This is a genomic window from Clostridioides sp. ES-S-0001-03 (assembly GCF_020676075.1).
Classification (GTDB): Bacteria; Bacillota; Clostridia; order Peptostreptococcales; family Peptostreptococcaceae; genus Clostridioides.
Map to the genome: position 1 here is coordinate 408370 of NZ_JACVWJ010000003.1, position 17571 is coordinate 425940.

Sequence of the window (17571 nt, forward strand, 5' to 3'; positions counted from 1 at the left end):
AATAGATTATGATAAAAAAATTTTTATCATCAAAAGAATCTAAGTATGTTACGATTTCTTTAGATGACAACTTTAAAAAGAATAGTGTAGATGATAAATTTTGGACTTATTGCAAAGGATGTAATAGTCATGTATTTAGAAAAGACATAGAAGAAAATTCATTTGTATGTCCAAAATGCTCAAGACATTATGGTTTAAGAGTTCGAAATAGAATAAATTTATTGATTGATAAAGGGACTTTTATGGAATTTAATTCTGATATAGAATTTCAAAATCCATTAAACTTTCCTAAATATAAAGAAAAAGTAGACTCTTATAAGGAAAAAACGAATGAGTCAGAAGCTGTTGTCACAGGTTATGGAAGATTAAATGGAATTAAAACAGTTATTTGTGTAATGAATCCTGATTTTATGATGGGAAGCATGGGTTCTATTGTTGGAGAAAAAATAACTTACTCAATAGAATATGCTGCCAAAAACAATTTACCTATAATTATTTGTTCTGCTTCAGGAGGAGCTAGAATGCAAGAAGGTATGGTATCTCTTATGCAAATGGCAAAGACTTCTCAGGCACTTGCTAAGCTTGAAGAAAAGTCATTACCATATATATCAGTTTTAACTGACCCTACTACTGGAGGCGTAACTGCTAGTTTTGCTATGCTTGGAGATATTATAATTTCTGAACCAAATACATTAATCGGTTTTGCAGGACCAAGAGTAATAGAACAAACAATAAATCAAAAACTTCCTGAAGGATTTCAAACTTCTGAGTTTTTACTTGAAAAAGGTTTTATTGACATGATAGTAGATAGAAGAAAAATGAAGGAAGTATTGTATCAAATTCTTGCTATGCACAAGAAATAGGGCATAAAGGAGGAACTGTTTTGATTGAAAATAATAATGATAAAATAAAAGTCTTGGAAAATGATATTAAACAATTAATAGCTATTTCTGAGGCAAATAACATAGATTTAAGTGATAAAATAAATTCCCTTAATGAAAAATTAGCAAAGCTTAGAGAAGATGCCTTTTCACATCTATCACCATATGAAAAGGTAGTGTTAAGTAGAGATATAAAAAGACCTACAACTTTGGAATACATAGAACATATTTGTTCTAATTTTTTAGAGCTTCATGGAGATAGGCTTTATAAAGATGACCCTTCTATAGTTGGAGGAATAGGGCAAATAGGAAAATTCAATGTTACTATAGTTGGTCACCAAAAGGGAAGAGATACTAAAGAAAATATAAAAAGAAACTTTGGTATGCCTCATCCAGAAGGATATAGAAAAGCGTTAAGACTTATGAAGCAAGCTGAAAAATTTGACAGACCGATAGTGACATTTATTGATACATCAGGAGCATTTTGTGGTCTAGAGGCAGAAGAAAGAGGACAAGGAGAAGCTATTGCAAGAAACTTACTTGAAATGAGTAAACTTTCTGTTCCAGTAATTACCTTTGTAATTGGTGAAGGTGGTAGTGGAGGAGCTTTAGGAATTGGAGTAGGCAATGATGTGTGTATGTTAGAACACTCAGTTTATTCTGTAATTTCACCTGAAGGTCTTTCGAGTATCTTATTTAAAGATTCATCTAAAGCAAAGGAAGCTTGTGATGTTATGAAACTTACAAGTAATGATTTATATGATTTAAAAATAATAGATAAGATTATAAAAGAACCTCTTGGTGGTGCACAAAAAGATGTAGAAGCTGTTTCAAAGGAAATGAAGTCTTATATTTTAGAAAGATTAAATCATTATAAAGATATGCCTAAAGAAGAAATAATGTCTCAAAGGTATAATAAATTTAGAAATATTGGAAAATGCTTATAGAATATAAAGAAATTTGTAGATTTTTCATTATAAAATGGTTTTAAAAAATAAAGGTTTTCTTAAATCTATTATAGAAGTATATTTTTATAAAAGTATACTTTAAATGATGATTGTAATTAGTAAATGGCAATTGTGATTTAGTACTTTAGGTAATGGATACTTTAACAAATTAACAAGGAGATGTTGAAATGGAAGTACTAAAAGTTTCATCAAAATCTAATCCTAATTCTGTAGCTGGAGCTTTGGCTGGAGTACTGAGAGAGCGAGGTATTGCAGAAATACAAGCTATAGGAGCTGGAGCTCTAAATCAAGCAATAAAATCAATTGCAATAGCAAGAGGATTTGTTGCACCTAGTGGAATGGACTTAGTGTGTATTCCCGCATTTACTGATATAGAAATCGAAGGTGATAAGAAAACTGCCATCAAACTTATAATTGAACCTAGATAATATATCTTTTTGTTAGAATTTAATCAAGTTTTAAAGGTTGACTATGGAAATGATGTCCTGTAGTGAACCTTTTTTACTTCGATATATTTTATTTTATATAAATTTTAATGTATAATCTTAATTAAACAAATAAGTTTGAAGGAGATGTATATTATGAAATTAAAACTATTTTTAGAAGAGTATGCAGTATGTAGATTAAATAATAACAGTAAAATACCAACATGGATAGATACAGAAAAATTTTACTCTATAACTAAAACTGATGATGAATTGAGCATTGTATGTTCAAATAACAATATTCCTTCTGATATTAAGTCAGAAAAAGAATGGAGAATACTTAAAATCTTAGGCCCTTTAGATTTTTCACTTATAGGAATTTTATCTAAGATAAGTGGGTTATTAGCTGATAATAAAATAAGTATATTTGCAATTTCTACATATGATACAGATTATATTTTAATCAAAGAAAAAGATATAAAAAATGCTTGTAAAATTTTAAACTGTAATGGATATGAGATAGAGTAGTTGAATACTTAAATGCGAGGTCATAGTTTATGATTCATATAGTTGAGATTTTTAAAATAAGTATAATAAATATCTTTTGTTTTATAGGAATATTTATTGTATTTGGATTGATTTTTAGTATTATAGAAAATTTAAATAATAAATATATCTTTTTATCTTTTGGAAAAACTGGTGTCATTGTAACTGGAGCTATAGGAACTTTTGTACATGAATTGAGTCATTTAATAATGTGTTTGATTTTTATGCATAAAATAAATTCAGTAAAATTCTTTAGACCAATTGAAAGTAAAAATGATGGAGTATTAGGATATGTAAATCATAGCTATAAAAAAGATAATATTTATCAGAGTATAGGAAATTTTTTTATAGGAATCGCTCCAATTATAGGTGGAACAATGATAATTATTTTACTTTTTAGAATACTATTACCAGATAGCTATATTAAAATAATACAAAGCATAGATTTAAAGTTATATGTAAGTATGATTAATAACTTTAATATAGCAGGTTTTACACAGATTATTTTAGATGATATTTTTAATTTTGTAAAAATAATATTGTTAACGCCTGATATATATTCATTAAGATATTTTATATTTATGTTTTTAATGTATTCAATTTCCACTCATATGTCACTTAGTAGTGCCGATTTAAAAAGCAGTTTAAAGGGTTTGAGTTTTATAGTTATAATTATATTTGCAATTAGTTTAATCATATACTTATTTGGGCTTAATAGCTTAAATATTTCTAATTTAATAGTGAAGTACAATATATTTATAAGTTTTTTTATGACAATAGGTGTTATTTTTTCAATAGTAACTCTCATAATATCTTATATTTTAAGTTTGGTAAGTCCATTTAAAAATTTTAATTAAGATATTAAATCTTATACTATTTTACTTTCATTGAAAAGATAGTAAAATTCAAAATTGAAAGAGAGTTTAATAAAACATAAAATTTCTCAATATATTTTAGTAAATACTTATTAAGTATATATTGAGAAATTTAAAAAGAGCATTTGAATTCAACTAGTCTTTAAATGTGGATTTAGGGAATAGTTAGTGCAAAAACCAATTAGAGCACTACTAATCTCTTAAAAAATACATTAATTGATTAAACTAAATATTTATGCTAACATAGCTACATTGTTATTAATAAAAATAACTTACAAATATTCATATTTTAATTTTAGGAGGTTTAAATTTGAATAATGATAAGAAAATTATAAAAGTACATAATAAATCTGATAAACCTGATAATATTGTCATCAAAGAAAACGAACTTATAGAAAAATGTCTACTTTTGGAAAATAAACTTCCTGCATTTATGAAAGATTATTTTATATATCTAAAAGGTTCTGTTGCTGTCTCTACACGACTTGCTTATTTAGAAGATATAAAGTTTTTCTGTTTATACATGATTGAGACAAAGGAATTAACAAGTGCAGATTGTATAAAGGACATTACAGAAAGTGATTTTAACATGATAAAATCAAGAGATATAAACTTATTTTTAGGTGATTATTGCAGTAGATATTATAAAAATACAGAGAAAAATACATTGATTTTTGAAAATAACAATAGAGCTCTGGCAAGAAAAAAATCATCCATCTCTACTCTATTTAAATTTTTATATAGAAATTCTCAAATAGATAGTAACATAACTGATGGATTTAATCCAATAAAGCTACCTAAACCACAACCAGATGCTATCAAGCGTCTTGAAATAGATGAAGTTGCAAAAATGTTAGAGTCAGTAGAAACAGGTGAAGGTCTTACTGAAAAAGAAAAAGTTTATTGGAAAAAAACTAGGTTACGTGATAAGGCTATATTAGCTCTATTTGTTACATATGGGCTTAGATTAAATGAACTCAGAGAACTTAATATCTCCTCTTTTAATTTTTCAAGAGGTGAATTTAAAATATATAGAAAACGTGGAAAAGAAGTCTTAATGCCTATAAATCATACTTGTGAACATGTAATAAAAGATTATTTACAAAATGAGAGAACAAGAGATGACTTACTAGATGATGAAGTTAAAGATGCATTGTTCTTATCTCTTCAAAATAAGAGGATTACAGCAAAAGCTATAAGAACACTTGTAAAAAAATATACCTCTATTCCATTAGATACAACTAGAGATAATGGATATAGCCCTCATAAATTAAGAGCAACTGCTGCAACTTCTCTGATTCAAACAGGATTTTCTATATATGATGTTCAAAATTTACTCGACCATGATAATGTCACGACTACTCAACTTTATGCCGCACATAAAAAAAATGTAAAACGTGATATAGTTAAGAATTTTGAATGGATTGAAGATGATTAAAAATCAGGAACAAATGTTTGCAGATATAAATGGATTATGTTATAATTAAAAATATAAATGTATGGAAATAAAAACAAAATATGTTTGGAAATGAGTGATGTTATGTATTTAGATCTAACTGAAAAGCAAGTTTTAATACTGGAATTTATAAAATCTCAAATCATATTAAAAGGCTATCCACCTGCTGTAAGAGAAATATGTACTGCTGTAGGGTTACGATCTACTTCAACTGTGCACTCTCATCTAAATAAACTTGAAAAACTGGGATACATAAGAAAAGACCCTACTAAACCAAGAGCTATTGAAGTTTTAGAGCGTAGTAAAGTCAATGATGTTTCTGGAGCTAACCAGGAAATAATAGAACTTCCTTTAGTAGGTCAAATAACAGCTGGAGAACCCATTTTAGCTCAACAAAACATAGAGGAATATATTCCATTCCCTGCCAGTTTAGTAAAGGGCAGTAATAATTTTGTATTAAAAGTAAAAGGCGAAAGTATGATTAATGCAGGAATTTTAGATGAAGATTACGTTGTAGTAGACAAAAAAAATACAGCCTTAAATTCTCAGATAGTGGTTGCACTTATAAATGGTGAATCTGCGACGGTCAAGAGATTCTTTAAAGAAGGAAACTCTATAAGACTTCAACCAGAAAATGATTTTATGGAACCAATTATGCTTAAAGACTCAGAAGTTGAAATTGTAGGTATTGTAACTGGTGTATTTAGAGTTATAAAATAACTATTAAAGAATATCAAAAAAATAAGCTATTTAATAGATAAAATATATCTTAATTTCTTTATTTTATCTGTTTGGAATAGCTTATTTTTATATGCATTTACTTTTTTATAATATTTAATGCTTTTTATTTATTATTTCTCATACTTTAGCTATTGATATTTTAACTATTGCTTTCCATAACATATATCACATGGGGCATTTTTCTTACTTTCTGCAATTGTACCTGATAATATTTTTTTACTTCTTGAAAGCCCACTACAATTTTTAGTTGAGTGATAACTCTTCCCTTTTGGAGTAAAATACACTGTTTTTGACGAATTTGATACATTTTGTTCCTTATTTAAGGATTCGTTTTTGTCTGTATTGTTATTTAAATTTTCGTAGTTTCCATCTTCTCTAACACCCTTTTTGTAACTTCCATCTTTACAGCTTGTAAAAACTCCATCACCTGTAGATTCAAATACTATATCTGAACATTCGTCACTTCTATGTACTTTTACACCCATCTTTTTTAATTTGTTCATTGTTTCCTCATGTGGATGACCATATGAATTACCTTTCCCAACTAAAATTACTGCATATTCAGGGTTTACTTTATTTAAAAAAGCCTGAGATGAACTACTACGAGAACCATGATGAGCTACTTTTAAAAGGTCTACTTCTCCAAGTTTTGATAGTATTTCTTTTTCTGTACCTTCCTCAGCATCACCTGTAAATAAGGCTTTATCGTTACCATTAGTATATGCAAGTACTAGTGATTGTTCATTAGTAGTATCTCCTCCATTTGTATTTAGAACTTCAAAATAGGAGTCTTCAAGATAAAACTTTTTATTTTCAAGAGGTACACTTGGAGATAAATCCTTATTTGCTAAAGCATTTATAAAATCTCTGTAACTCTTTGTTTCTGCTGAACCATTTGATACAAAAACATTTTCTATATTGAAATTTTTTACAACAGAATCAAGTCCCCCTAGATGGTCTGCATGAGAATGAGTAGCTATAAGATACTTAATATCTTTTACCCCTTGATTATTTAGGTAGTCTACCATTAAATTCTCATCATCGTTATCTCCCCCATCTATCAACGTAAAAGTTTTGCCCTCTTGAATTAATATTGCATCACTATTTCCAGTATTAATAAAATGAATTTTTATATTTTTATCATTTGATATACTACTAGATAAAGTTTCTTGGTTATTTGATTGATTATTTTCACTGTCTGTTGCACTACTACATCCAGTTAAATAAATAGATATAGAAATTATCAATAAAAATACCAAAGCTTTAATTTTACAATTTCTTTTGTTTTTTATATTACCTTCTATCATAACTTACTCCTCCATTTTCACAATACTTTATGTCATCTACCGACTTATTCTATCATAATTAGCCATTTGATATCAATATTTATCCTATACAGTTAATTTATCTTGTATTAATAATAAAACAATAATATCTCAACTTTTTTTATTTTAATAATATAATTTATTAACTTTTTATATATTTTTAAGTAATAATATTTAATATAATAGTAATGATGATAAATTACAAAATAAAGGATTTTTAAGCTTTAATCCATTGGAAAAATATACTATAATATATGTATTAACCAAGAGAAAATAGCTAAATAAGCTATTCTTAGTAATATAAAAATATATTTCTAGATTTTGATAACTGTCAGTTTAACTATCATAACCTATATTTGAGGAAAGAAATTCCCATTTCAAACCTAGCTAAAGGATGAGTTATTGACAGAATTTTTACTCAGGAGGTAAAAATGAAAGATAATTCACATTATACACTCATTCTAGCATTAGCTGATATAATTATTGGAAAACAAATAGATACAAAAAAAGTCACTAGATCGCTTGAACTTATATGTAATAGTTTTTCGTTTGAATGTGCTCTAGTATATGAAGTAGACCAATATAATCATTTTAATTTAATTGAGAATTACAGTTTGAGTGACATAAAATTATGTAATAGTTTCAATGCATATGAAATTGAATCGGATTTTCAAAAGCAATTAGCTCATCAGAAAATAATTTATTTAAATAAAAATAAAAATTATAAACCATGTGAGATTGATTTTATGAATATTTTTCATGCAGAATCTTTGATTGGAATATCTGTGATAGATGAGAATTTTAATAATTATGGCTTTATTTTATTTTTAAATACTACATCTAGGAAAATAGATTTTTCTGATTCTGAACTTAATACACTATGTATTGTCCTTTCACTACTTGAAAAGTATTTAAGTGTAAGAATACATAGAAATAAAGTTTTCTTCACACAGACTGCACTTGAAAGCATAATAAATAATACAGGCATAGATATTTATGTCATTGATTTTTATACATATGATATTATATATGTAAACAAGTCAATGGCTGAACCTTATGGTGGGATATCTCAATTCTTGGGTCAGAAATGCTGGCAGGTTCTTTTCCCTGGGCAGACATCTCATTGTGAGTTTTGCCCACAAGAAAATCTTATTGATGAAAACGGCAACATTACAGGAGTACATACCTGGAATTATCAAAGACCTTTTGATGGAGCATGGTTTAGAGTATTTAGTACAGCTTTCAGATGGATTGATGGTCGTCTTGCTCATCTTGTTAGTAGTGCAGATATAACTGATAATAAAAAGAATGAAGAATTAATTGAATATATGGCAAATTATGATGTATTAACAGGTCTTCCAAACCGAAGAATGCTTATTGAAGAATGTAAAAATAGAATTGACAATGCTAAAGAAGATGAGCAAGGGTATGTAATCTTTTTCGATATTGATGGTTTTAAAGTAATTAATGATAATTATGGGCATGATGCTGGTGACGAGTTTCTTATAAAATTGGGGGAATTCTTCTCATCAATTCCACTTCTTAAAAATTCAGTTTATAGAAATGGTGGAGATGAATTTGTTGCTGTAATTGGTGGTGACATTACAAAAAATAACATACGTAATTTAGTAAGTTTTATACATGAAAGGTTTAAAAACCCATGGAATTTAAAAAATGGTTCTATATATTGTAATACTAGTGTTGGTATAGCTTGCTATCCAGAAGATGGAAATAATGCTGAAGAATTAATTAATAAAGCAGATCAGGCAATGTATCAAATTAAAAAAACTGGCGGTTCAGGAATATGTTTTGGCTACCAGTTAATAAAAAATGATTAAATCTAAATTTTTTAATCAGCAGTAAAAGGGTAATAACTAGAATTAGTTATTACCCTTTTACTAATTAATTGTAACATGATATGAGTTTTTACGATGTTTTTTTACATAATATTTAAATAATAATTTATAAAGCAATAACATAGAAAATTGACACCTTATAAGTTTTATATTATATAAAATGAATTATTTTACATCAGTAGTACCCAGTTATGCATTTTAAACGCCCATTTATGTTTAAAATATTGCAAAATTCTTCCAAAAACTATAATATATTAAATATCAACAAAAATAAATAAACTTTTTCCTTAAAGAAGGCTTAAAGCTCACACCAACTGCCTTCTTTTTTTTTATAATTTTTTAACTATTTATTTTGATTAATATTTATTTCATATTTTAGCTCTACTCTTCTAGATGCATCTCTATTTACACTATTATCTCCGTTTTTTAAGAGTTCAGCTTTTGACCTACCTATTGCAATAATATGTTTAGTTACCTTATCTTTATATTTATAATTACCTATTTCATCTCCTACTATAAATTTAGCAACGCTATATGCCCTTCTTTGTGATAAATCTAAATTATAGATATAGCTTCCTACATCGTCTGTATGGCCTTCTATAACTATTTTAGATATATAGTCGCCATAATCTTTATAAATAGTTTCTATGTACTTTGGAACAAACATTTTTAACATCTCTTTAGCCTCTGGTTTCAAGACATCACTATCTACATCAAACATTGTCCTTTCACCAAAAGTTACTTGACCATTAGCCTTATCCACTTTCACAGGTATACCACTTTTTTTAAAGGTATCTTCAACAGAAGCATTCACATTTTTAGCTAAATCCTGTTCAACTGAACCTGAGATACTTTCTGAACTAAATAATATAAGAATTACAACCATCAACACAGTGGATAATAAATCTGTAAATGTTGGCCAGAAACTACTCTTTTCAAATTCTCTGTTAACAGTTCTTCTATATTTATTATTCATTTAACTCATCCTCACCTATGACCTTTATTTCTTTCTTTTCTATCTCATAAATTTCTTCACTTAAAGGATTAAATATACTATCAATATTACTTTCAAATAAGTCTTCACTATCAAGAGGAACTTCGTCTTGCATGAAGGAGTTATTAAACATAACATCTAGCTTATCTTGAATGTCTAAAGAGTTCTCAAACATTATATCTAGTTTGGCTTGTAAGTCATTAGAAAAGTTCTCAATAATACTTGAAAGATTCTTAATTGAATCGTCTAGAGTATATTTTTCGTCTAAAAGAATTTTTTGATTTTGAGATATTTTGTTTTCATGAGTCATTAATTTAGTTAACAAATCTTGAGCACTTCTTTCATATAAAGCAAATCCTGCATTTATATTTCTTATATAATCTTTAATTTTATGTTGGCTTTCAGTGGAATTATATATATTTTTTGAGGATTCTTTTATATCAAATAAAATTTCCTTATTTATATTATCTTGATTATCATACTTATCAAACAGTTTTACAAATTTTACATTTAAAATATTAAACTGTTTATCTAATTTTCTTACACTTTGGTCAAATGTCTTAATAGAACTTTGAGAGCCTTCTAAAAGACTTTTTAAAGCTTCTATTCCACTAATAAATTCGTCATTAAAATCATTTAAGTCTTTAGATATTTTATCAAATTTTTCAATAGCTTCTATAGACTTGCTTATTTGTTTTATTGTATTTTTTACCTCCTCTACTTTTAAATCCATTCTTTCTGATTTAATATGAGTTACCTCAGAAGTCAGTAGATTCTCAGCTTTTAACATTATTTGTATCAAAACATGTTCACAGTCTTTTATTTTTGTAAAATAGCCTATAATTAGAGAAAACACCACTCCAAATATACTAGTTGTAAATGCAGTTTGCATGCTACTAATAGTCGAAGGAAGTGAATTTATAATATCTTTAGTATCAACACATAAAAGCATTGTAGAAAGCCCAACAAATGTACCTAAAACTCCAAGTAATATACTTATTGAAGATGAATTTTTTATGCTCCTAATTTTTTCTAATATCGGTAAGTTATTATATTTTAAATCTGATACAACTTCTTCTACAAACGAAGTTATATTTACATCAGCATAAGGATTTTCTTTACTATATGTATAGTAATCATTCCTTATTTTGCTATAAAATACACTCGTTTTATAGTCTTGGTTGATTTCTTCTAGTTTTGAACTTACAAACAAATACAACTTGTTGTTTTCCATAATTTTAAAAATAGAATACACAGTTATTGCAAGTAAAAATAATATAGTTATTGGATTAGTAAATATTGACTCTATCAAATTAGTTATTATGTTACTCAATTTTATCCCCTACCTTATAATTTATTTATCTATAATTTATACGTACAAGTTACTAAGAAAATACGTAAATAAACAAAATATTTATATTATATTTATGAAAAATGGTACAAATAGGTTGTAATGTTAATAACATAATATATACGAGCTAAAAGTTATAGGGGGTGGCATAATGAATGACAACATAGTAGAAGTTAAAAATATCAATATGAACTTCTACACTAAGGAAGGCGAGCTTGAAGTATTAAAGGATGTCAATTTTAATTTAAAAGAAGGTGAAATACTAACATTACTCGGTCCTTCTGGAAGCGGAAAATCTACAATTTTAAATATTCTTACTAATCTTTTAAAACCAACTAGTGGTGATGTAAAGATTACTGGAAATATTGGATATATGTTTCAAAAAGACAATCTGCTTGAATGGAGAAATATAATGGATAATATAACTATTGGTTTGGAAATTCAAGGTAAAAAAGATAAAAAATCTTTAGATAGAGTTGAAGAGCTTTTAAAGACTTATGGACTATGGGATTTCAGAAGTATGTATCCTAAAGAATTATCTGGTGGTATGAGACAAAGAGTTGCTCTTATTAGGACACTTTCTGTAAATCCAGATGTTTTACTTTTAGATGAACCTTTTTCAGCTCTTGACTATCAAACTAGACTGTTGGTTTGTGATGATGTTTATAGTATTATTAAAAATGAAAATAAGTCTACTATTTTAGTTACACATGATATTGGTGATGCACTTTCTATAAAAGTGCAACTTTAGGAATTAATCTATTTTATTTAAATCCATCCATTTAGATTCTAACTCAGATATTTTTCATGATAATACTCATAAATATGAAGTTGTTATAGTCAATCTTAATATGTATGAAATGTAGAATAGTTGAGGGTGCTATTGCTTCTAACGAGCTAGGAATTATAAAAAAGTCCTTTTAATCTTAAAAAGGGGTTTGTGCTATACAGTAAGATAGTAAAGCTGTTTTCATAAGGTTTTTATATTGACAGTTTTGCAATAAAGTTATAATATTAATAGGATTGTAGTTTTTTATAGCATATGGAAAATTATGTTCATTTTAAAACTATTAATAAATATAATTTTTTATATTTGGATAATCGTAAAATTAAAATAAAGGATGATAAAAAATGACAGAACAAAATTTAAGCTTGATTGATGAAGTTAAAAGAAGAAGAACCTTTGCAATCATTTCCCATCCCGATGCAGGAAAAACTACATTAACTGAAAAGTTTCTATTATATGGTGGTGCCATTCGTGAAGCCGGATCAGTTAAATCAAGAAGATCTCAAAAACATGCAGTATCTGACTGGATGGAAATTGAAAAACAAAGAGGTATATCTGTTGCATCAAGTGTTCTTCAATTTGAATATAATAACTTTTGTATAAATATTCTTGATACTCCAGGGCATCAAGATTTCAGTGAGGACACTTATAGGACTCTTATGGCAGCAGACTGCGCAGTAATGGTTATTGACTCTGCTAAAGGTGTCGAGGATCAGACAAAGAAATTATTCCAAGTTTGTAAAATGAGAGGAATACCAATTTTCACTTTTATAAATAAAATGGACCGTCAAGGAAAGGATCCCTTTGAACTACTTGAAGATATTGAAAATGTTCTAGGAATTCGCTCTTGTCCAGTAAACTGGCCAATTGGTTCTGGTAAAGAGTTCAAAGGTGTGTTTAACCGTCATAAAAATCAAGTTGAACTATTTGATGATGGTAACCATGGACAATCTATTGCTAAGTCTACAACTGGAGATATATCTGATGAAAAATTTAATACTTTATTAGGTGATGCTCTTCATGAAAAACTACTAGAGGATATTGAACTTTTAGATATTGCTGGAGATAATTTTAATTTAGACGGAGTATTAAATGGTGAATTGACGCCTGTGTTCTTCGGAAGTGCCCTTACCAACTTTGGTGTAGAACCATTTTTAGAATCGTTCTTAGAAATAACACCTCCACCAAATCCTCGTAGCAGTAATTTAGGTGATATTGACCCTAATTCTAATAGCTTCTCAGGATTTATATTTAAAATTCAAGCTAATATGGATAAATCTCATAGAGATAGAATTGCATTTTTAAGAATTTGCTCTGGTAAATTTGAAAAAGGTATGACAGTAACTCATGTACAAAGAAATAAAAAGGTTAAACTTTCACAACCTCAACAGTTTGTAGCCCAAGACCGTGTTATAATAGATTCAGCTTATCCAGGGGACATTATAGGGATACATGATCCAGGAATATTTAATATTGGTGATACATTAAGTGAAAAAAAATCAAATTTACAATACACTGGTATACCACAATTTGCTCCTGAACATTTTGTAAGAGTATCTACAAAGAATGCTCTTAAAAGAAAACAGTTCTTAAAAGGTCTTACACAATTATCAGAAGAAGGTACTATACAGATATACAAACAACCTAATTTTGGTATGGAAGAACTTATTGTAGGAGTCGTTGGAGTTCTTCAATTTGAAGTTTTAGAATATCGTCTAAAACAAGAATATGGTGTTGATATGATAATGAATACACTACCTTATCGTCACATACGTTGGATTGAACCTGATACTTTCAAATCGGATAAGCTTTCAATACCAATGGATACAATACTAGTTGAAGATAAAAATAGCAATCCAGTATTGTTATTTCAAAATGAATGGTCTATTAGACATCTAATTGAAAGAAATGAAAATTTAGTTTTAAGAGAAACTTCTTTATAAAAAATAAATATTAATGCCCCTACGTCTATTTTTAAACGTAGGGGGGAGATTTCCGATTTTCTTTTTTCTAACCACTCTTCTCTTTTAATGCATTAGTCTCATAAAATATATGTGAATCCAAATATTTTCTCATTTGTTTTTCCTCTCTTATATCATATGTATACCTTATCAAAATTTTAAGCTTTAGCTTCACTTTTTTCTAAATCTTCTTCTAGTATCTTAAAGGCTTTATCTAAAACTTCCTCAGGATACTTTTTTCTTAATGCATTTACAAACCATATAGCTTTAGCTGATTCTATTTTTTTTAGTTCCAGTGGATTTGTAGGAAAAATCTCCACAACTTTTATATCCATATATAATCCCCCTATGCCTTAATTGAGTTATTATATTAATCTATGAGGTTATAGACTTGTCTTGACACAACTAATTAAGTCTCAAATTTTCTCTATGAAAACGAAATCAATATTTTTTCATATGATGCAATAAAAATGTATTATTAACATTTAATGTATTCTTTACATCATATATTTATATATAAGTAAATAATAAAACACTATTAATACCTATACGTATTGAAAATACTACTATAAGGGGTGAACTGATAAATACATCTACTCTTTTGTGATATGAAGTTGAATACCAGAATATTACTTATTCAAGTCAATTTATACCAAAGTTTAAGGGGGTTAAACTTATGAAGGCTGCAATTTATTCAAGAAAATCAAAATTTACGGGCAAAGGTGAATCTATAGAAAATCAAATACAACTATGTATGGACTATGCTAAATCTGTTGGTATAAAAGATTTTTTAATATATGAAGATGAAGGCTTTAGTGGTGGTAATATAGATAGACCTCAGTTTAAAAAAATGATGCAAGATGCAAAAGCAAACAAATTTGATTATCTTGTGTGCTATAGATTGGATAGAATATCAAGAAATGTATCTGACTTCTCTACTCTAATAGAAAAATTAAATAAACTAGATATATCTTTTATATCTATCAAAGAGCAATTTGACACTTCTACTCCAATGGGAAGAGCTATGATGTTTATATCTAGTGTATTTGCACAGCTTGAAAGAGAAACAATAGCTGAACGTATAAAAGATAATATGTATGAACTTGCTCGTACTGGGAGATGGCTAGGTGGTAAAACCCCTCATGGATTTAGCAGTAAAAAAATCAAATACTTAGATGAAAACCTAAAAGAAAGAAGTATGTATCAGTTAGAAGTTAGTGATGATGAGATGGAAGTTGTTAAAATAGTTTATGCTAAGTATCTAGAACTTAGATCTTTATCTCAATTATACAAATATGTTTATCACAATGGAATAAAAGGTCCTCGTGGTGGTAAATTTGACCCTAGTTCATTATCTGGTATACTTAGAAGTCCTGTTTATGTGAAAGCTAATGATGTTGTTGTAGAATATCTTAGAAATAATAATATGGAAGTTATTGGTACTCCTGATAATGAATGTGGAATACTTACTTATGCTAAAAACACATCTACACCTATCGCAGCTATTGCTAAACATAAAGGAATTATAGATTCTACTACTTGGCTTGAAGTTCAAGGTTTACTTGATGCTAATCGTGATAAGAGTCCAAGAATTGCTACTGGTAAAGTTGCTTTATTATCAGGAATTTTAAAATGTTCTAAGTGTGGTTCTAATATGAGAATTACTTATAAAGGCAAACGAACTGATAAAGAATTAAAGTATTATTATGTATGTGGTACTAAAAAGAATCTTGGTGTTGATGCTTGTAATTGTAAAAATCTTAAAGGACCTTTAGTTGAAGCTATTGTTATTGAAAGAATTAAAAATTGTAATGTAGAATCTATTATAGATGCTTTTCATGAAAATAAGATTAAAGTTGATAATGCATCAAATAGTATTAATAGTGAGATTAATTTATTTAGGAATTTTATTAAGGATAAAGAAAAAATCATAAGTAATTTAGTTATAGAACTTGCTAAAAATACTGGTAGCGTTGCTTCTAATTATATTATTTCTCAGATTGAAAGTTTAAATAGTGAAATTGAAGAATTAAAAGTTAAGGTTAGAAACTTAGAAGATAACAATGCTGATATTAAAAATGCCAGTGTTAATTTAGATATTGTTGTTAGTAATTTAGAAAAGTTTAACAATATGGTTGATGATGCTAATTTAGATAATAAGAAGTTATTGTTGTCTACTATTATTGATTCTATAGTTTGGGATAGTTCTAGCAACACTCTTAGCATTGTTTATATGGGTGCTGACATAGATGACTTAGTTTCGTTGTCTGATAGGTCGCACTTCTGTAGTGATGGCAGAAGCAATAAGCATATCAGATAAAGTTGCAATACTATCTAAAAGACCAGCTACTATAAAAAATATTTATGACATTGAACTTAATATGGATGGAACAAAAACGCCTCTCAAAACACGTAAAGTTCCCGATTTTCAAAAGTATTTCGACATCTTATGGAAGGAGCTAGATACACATGAGGCTTAATAAAAGATCTGAAGGATATATAAACTATATTAAAGGTGTAAAAAGAGAAAAAAGAAATGTATTATTTTATCAACTATTAATTTTAATTGGCTTTATTATAATTTGGGAGATTTTAGCTGATTTAAATGTTATAAATACTTTTCTATTCAGCAAACCAAGTGATATTTACAATTTGTTTATTCAATATGCATCTAGTGGCCAACTATTTAAACACATTGGAGTATCTGTATATGAAACAGTTCTTGGTCTTGTTATAGGAACTGTTTTAGGTATTTTAGTAGCTATTGCTCTTTGGTGGTCAGAAAAATTATCAAAAATATTAGACCCATTTTTGGTAGTTTTAAATGCTCTTCCTAAGACTGCTTTGGCTCCTATAATTATAGTTTGGGTTGGTGCTGGAATAGAAGGAATTGTAGTAACAGCTGTAACTATTTCCGTTGTTGTTACCATACTTTCAGCCTATAATTACTTTATGAATATAGATGAAGAAAAAATTAAGATGTTAAAGAGTTTTGGAGCTAGCAAATCACAAATCCTATTTAAACTTATATTACCCGCAAATACAGGAAATTTAATAAACTTAACTAAGATTAATATTGGTATGGCTTGGGTAGGTGTTATAGTAGGAGAATTTTTAGTATCAAGATATGGAATAGGATACTTGATAGTTTATGGCAGTCAAGTATTTAAGTTAGATTTAGTAATGATGGGTGTATTCGTGTTAGCTGTTTGTGCATGGGCAATGTATGCTATAGTTAACATTATTGAAAAAATATATAATTCTAGATAAATAAAAAATATTATTTAGTAAATTTTAATCATTCTAGTATTTATAGGATAGTTTTCTAGAAATACTAGAATTGTACAATTAAAAAATTATAACTATATAACTTTAATATGTGAAACTGTAGGAATATTTGTGAGA

17 protein-coding genes are annotated in these 17571 nt (G+C 27.7%); 13 read left to right on the plus strand and 4 right to left on the minus strand.

The window, feature by feature from the left end:
- Positions 1-8: 8 nt before the first annotated feature.
- The 7 genes from accD to lexA all read left to right on the plus strand — a co-directional run bounded on the left by accD (position 9) and on the right by lexA (position 5871).
- Complete coding sequence (gene accD, locus IC174_RS08355; protein ID WP_227435179.1) at positions 9-863, plus strand: acetyl-CoA carboxylase, carboxyltransferase subunit beta; 855 nt, start codon at positions 9-11, stop codon at positions 861-863.
- Between the two features lie 20 nt (positions 864-883).
- Entirely contained in the window at positions 884-1828 is a 945-nt protein-coding gene (locus IC174_RS08360; RefSeq protein ID WP_227435182.1) for an acetyl-CoA carboxylase carboxyltransferase subunit alpha, read from the plus strand.
- A gap of 188 nt (positions 1829-2016) precedes the next feature.
- Entirely contained in the window at positions 2017-2277 is a 261-nt protein-coding gene (locus IC174_RS08365) for a stage V sporulation protein S (protein ID WP_003424039.1), read from the plus strand.
- 153 nt (positions 2278-2430) lie between these two features.
- Positions 2431-2802 (plus strand): ACT domain-containing protein, encoded by a 372-nt coding sequence (locus IC174_RS08370; RefSeq protein WP_227435185.1) that lies wholly within the window; start codon positions 2431-2433, stop codon positions 2800-2802.
- Between the two features lie 29 nt (positions 2803-2831).
- Positions 2832-3677, plus strand: coding sequence for a hypothetical protein (locus tag IC174_RS08375; protein ID WP_227435188.1), 846 nt, complete (start codon positions 2832-2834; stop codon positions 3675-3677).
- Between the two features lie 328 nt (positions 3678-4005).
- A complete protein-coding gene (locus tag IC174_RS08380) occupies positions 4006-5133 on the plus strand; it encodes a tyrosine-type recombinase/integrase (protein WP_227482655.1) in 1128 nt (375 codons plus the stop codon).
- Positions 5134-5235: 102 nt separating this feature from the next.
- Positions 5236-5871, plus strand: a complete 636-nt coding sequence (gene lexA, locus IC174_RS08385) for a transcriptional repressor LexA (protein ID WP_227435195.1) — start codon at positions 5236-5238, stop codon at positions 5869-5871.
- Positions 5872-6035: 164 nt separating this feature from the next.
- Here lexA and IC174_RS08390 read toward each other — a convergent pair whose 3' ends face one another.
- The gene (locus tag IC174_RS08390) at positions 6036-7199 is read right to left on the minus strand and encodes a ComEC/Rec2 family competence protein (protein ID WP_227482656.1); all 1164 of its coding nucleotides are present in this window, start codon (positions 7197-7199) and stop codon (positions 6036-6038) included.
- Between the two features lie 449 nt (positions 7200-7648).
- Between IC174_RS08390 and IC174_RS08395 the strand changes: the two genes are divergently transcribed.
- Positions 7649-9055: a sensor domain-containing diguanylate cyclase gene (locus IC174_RS08395; protein ID WP_227482657.1), complete on the plus strand. Its 1407-nt coding sequence runs from the start codon at positions 7649-7651 to the stop codon at positions 9053-9055.
- Between the two features lie 361 nt (positions 9056-9416).
- Here IC174_RS08395 and IC174_RS08400 read toward each other — a convergent pair whose 3' ends face one another.
- Entirely contained in the window at positions 9417-10049 is a 633-nt protein-coding gene (locus tag IC174_RS08400) for an OmpA family protein (protein ID WP_227435201.1), read from the minus strand.
- A complete protein-coding gene (locus IC174_RS08405; protein ID WP_227435203.1) occupies positions 10042-11400 on the minus strand; it encodes a hypothetical protein in 1359 nt (452 codons plus the stop codon). Before IC174_RS08405 ends, IC174_RS08400 begins: the two co-directional genes overlap by 8 nt.
- A gap of 169 nt (positions 11401-11569) precedes the next feature.
- Here IC174_RS08405 and IC174_RS08410 point away from each other — a divergent pair, with 169 nt between their 5' ends.
- Positions 11570-12169, plus strand: coding sequence for an ABC transporter ATP-binding protein (locus IC174_RS08410; protein ID WP_227482658.1), 600 nt, complete (start codon positions 11570-11572; stop codon positions 12167-12169).
- 380 nt (positions 12170-12549) lie between these two features.
- Positions 12550-14148, plus strand: a complete 1599-nt coding sequence (locus tag IC174_RS08415; RefSeq protein ID WP_227437655.1) for a peptide chain release factor 3 — start codon at positions 12550-12552, stop codon at positions 14146-14148.
- A gap of 176 nt (positions 14149-14324) precedes the next feature.
- Here the strand turns inward: IC174_RS08415 and IC174_RS08420 are convergent, their stop codons facing one another.
- On the minus strand, positions 14325-14501 hold the full coding sequence (locus tag IC174_RS08420) for a hypothetical protein (RefSeq protein ID WP_227437652.1): 177 nt from the start codon (positions 14499-14501) through the stop codon (positions 14325-14327).
- A 341-nt stretch (positions 14502-14842) separates the two neighbouring features.
- On the opposite strand from IC174_RS08420, the gene IC174_RS08425 reads away from it, so the two are divergent.
- The 3 genes from IC174_RS08425 to IC174_RS08435 are packed head-to-tail and all read left to right on the plus strand — an operon-like array spanning position 14843 to position 17436.
- Positions 14843-16486, plus strand: coding sequence for a recombinase family protein (locus IC174_RS08425; protein ID WP_227482659.1), 1644 nt, complete (start codon positions 14843-14845; stop codon positions 16484-16486).
- Positions 16455-16646, plus strand: coding sequence for a hypothetical protein (locus IC174_RS08430; RefSeq protein ID WP_255287799.1), 192 nt, complete (start codon positions 16455-16457; stop codon positions 16644-16646). Before IC174_RS08425 ends, IC174_RS08430 begins: the two co-directional genes overlap by 32 nt.
- Entirely contained in the window at positions 16636-17436 is an 801-nt protein-coding gene (locus tag IC174_RS08435) for an ABC transporter permease (RefSeq protein WP_227435206.1), read from the plus strand. The genes IC174_RS08430 and IC174_RS08435 overlap by 11 nt, the downstream gene beginning before the upstream one ends.
- Positions 17437-17571 lie beyond the last annotated feature (135 nt).

What these genes read in the sequence shown, in the direction of transcription:
- IC174_RS08425 (WP_227482659.1), top strand. Translation starts at nt 14,843, where the DNA reads ATGAAGGCTGCAATTTATTCAAGAAAATCAAAATTTACGGGCAAAGGT.
- accD (WP_227435179.1), top strand. Translation starts at nt 9, where the DNA reads ATGATAAAAAAATTTTTATCATCAAAAGAATCTAAGTATGTTACGATT.
- IC174_RS08420 (WP_227437652.1), bottom strand. Translation starts at nt 14,501, where the DNA reads ATGGATATAAAAGTTGTGGAGATTTTTCCTACAAATCCACTGGAACTA.
- IC174_RS08370 (WP_227435185.1), top strand. Translation starts at nt 2,431, where the DNA reads ATGAAATTAAAACTATTTTTAGAAGAGTATGCAGTATGTAGATTAAAT.
- IC174_RS08365 (WP_003424039.1), top strand. Translation starts at nt 2,017, where the DNA reads ATGGAAGTACTAAAAGTTTCATCAAAATCTAATCCTAATTCTGTAGCT.
- IC174_RS08395 (WP_227482657.1), top strand. Translation starts at nt 7,649, where the DNA reads ATGAAAGATAATTCACATTATACACTCATTCTAGCATTAGCTGATATA.
- IC174_RS08415 (WP_227437655.1), top strand. Translation starts at nt 12,550, where the DNA reads ATGACAGAACAAAATTTAAGCTTGATTGATGAAGTTAAAAGAAGAAGA.
- IC174_RS08410 (WP_227482658.1), top strand. Translation starts at nt 11,570, where the DNA reads ATGAATGACAACATAGTAGAAGTTAAAAATATCAATATGAACTTCTAC.
- IC174_RS08390 (WP_227482656.1), bottom strand. Translation starts at nt 7,199, where the DNA reads ATGATAGAAGGTAATATAAAAAACAAAAGAAATTGTAAAATTAAAGCT.
- IC174_RS08400 (WP_227435201.1), bottom strand. Translation starts at nt 10,049, where the DNA reads ATGAATAATAAATATAGAAGAACTGTTAACAGAGAATTTGAAAAGAGT.
- IC174_RS08375 (WP_227435188.1), top strand. Translation starts at nt 2,832, where the DNA reads ATGATTCATATAGTTGAGATTTTTAAAATAAGTATAATAAATATCTTT.
- lexA (WP_227435195.1), top strand. Translation starts at nt 5,236, where the DNA reads ATGTATTTAGATCTAACTGAAAAGCAAGTTTTAATACTGGAATTTATA.
- IC174_RS08435 (WP_227435206.1), top strand. Translation starts at nt 16,636, where the DNA reads ATGAGGCTTAATAAAAGATCTGAAGGATATATAAACTATATTAAAGGT.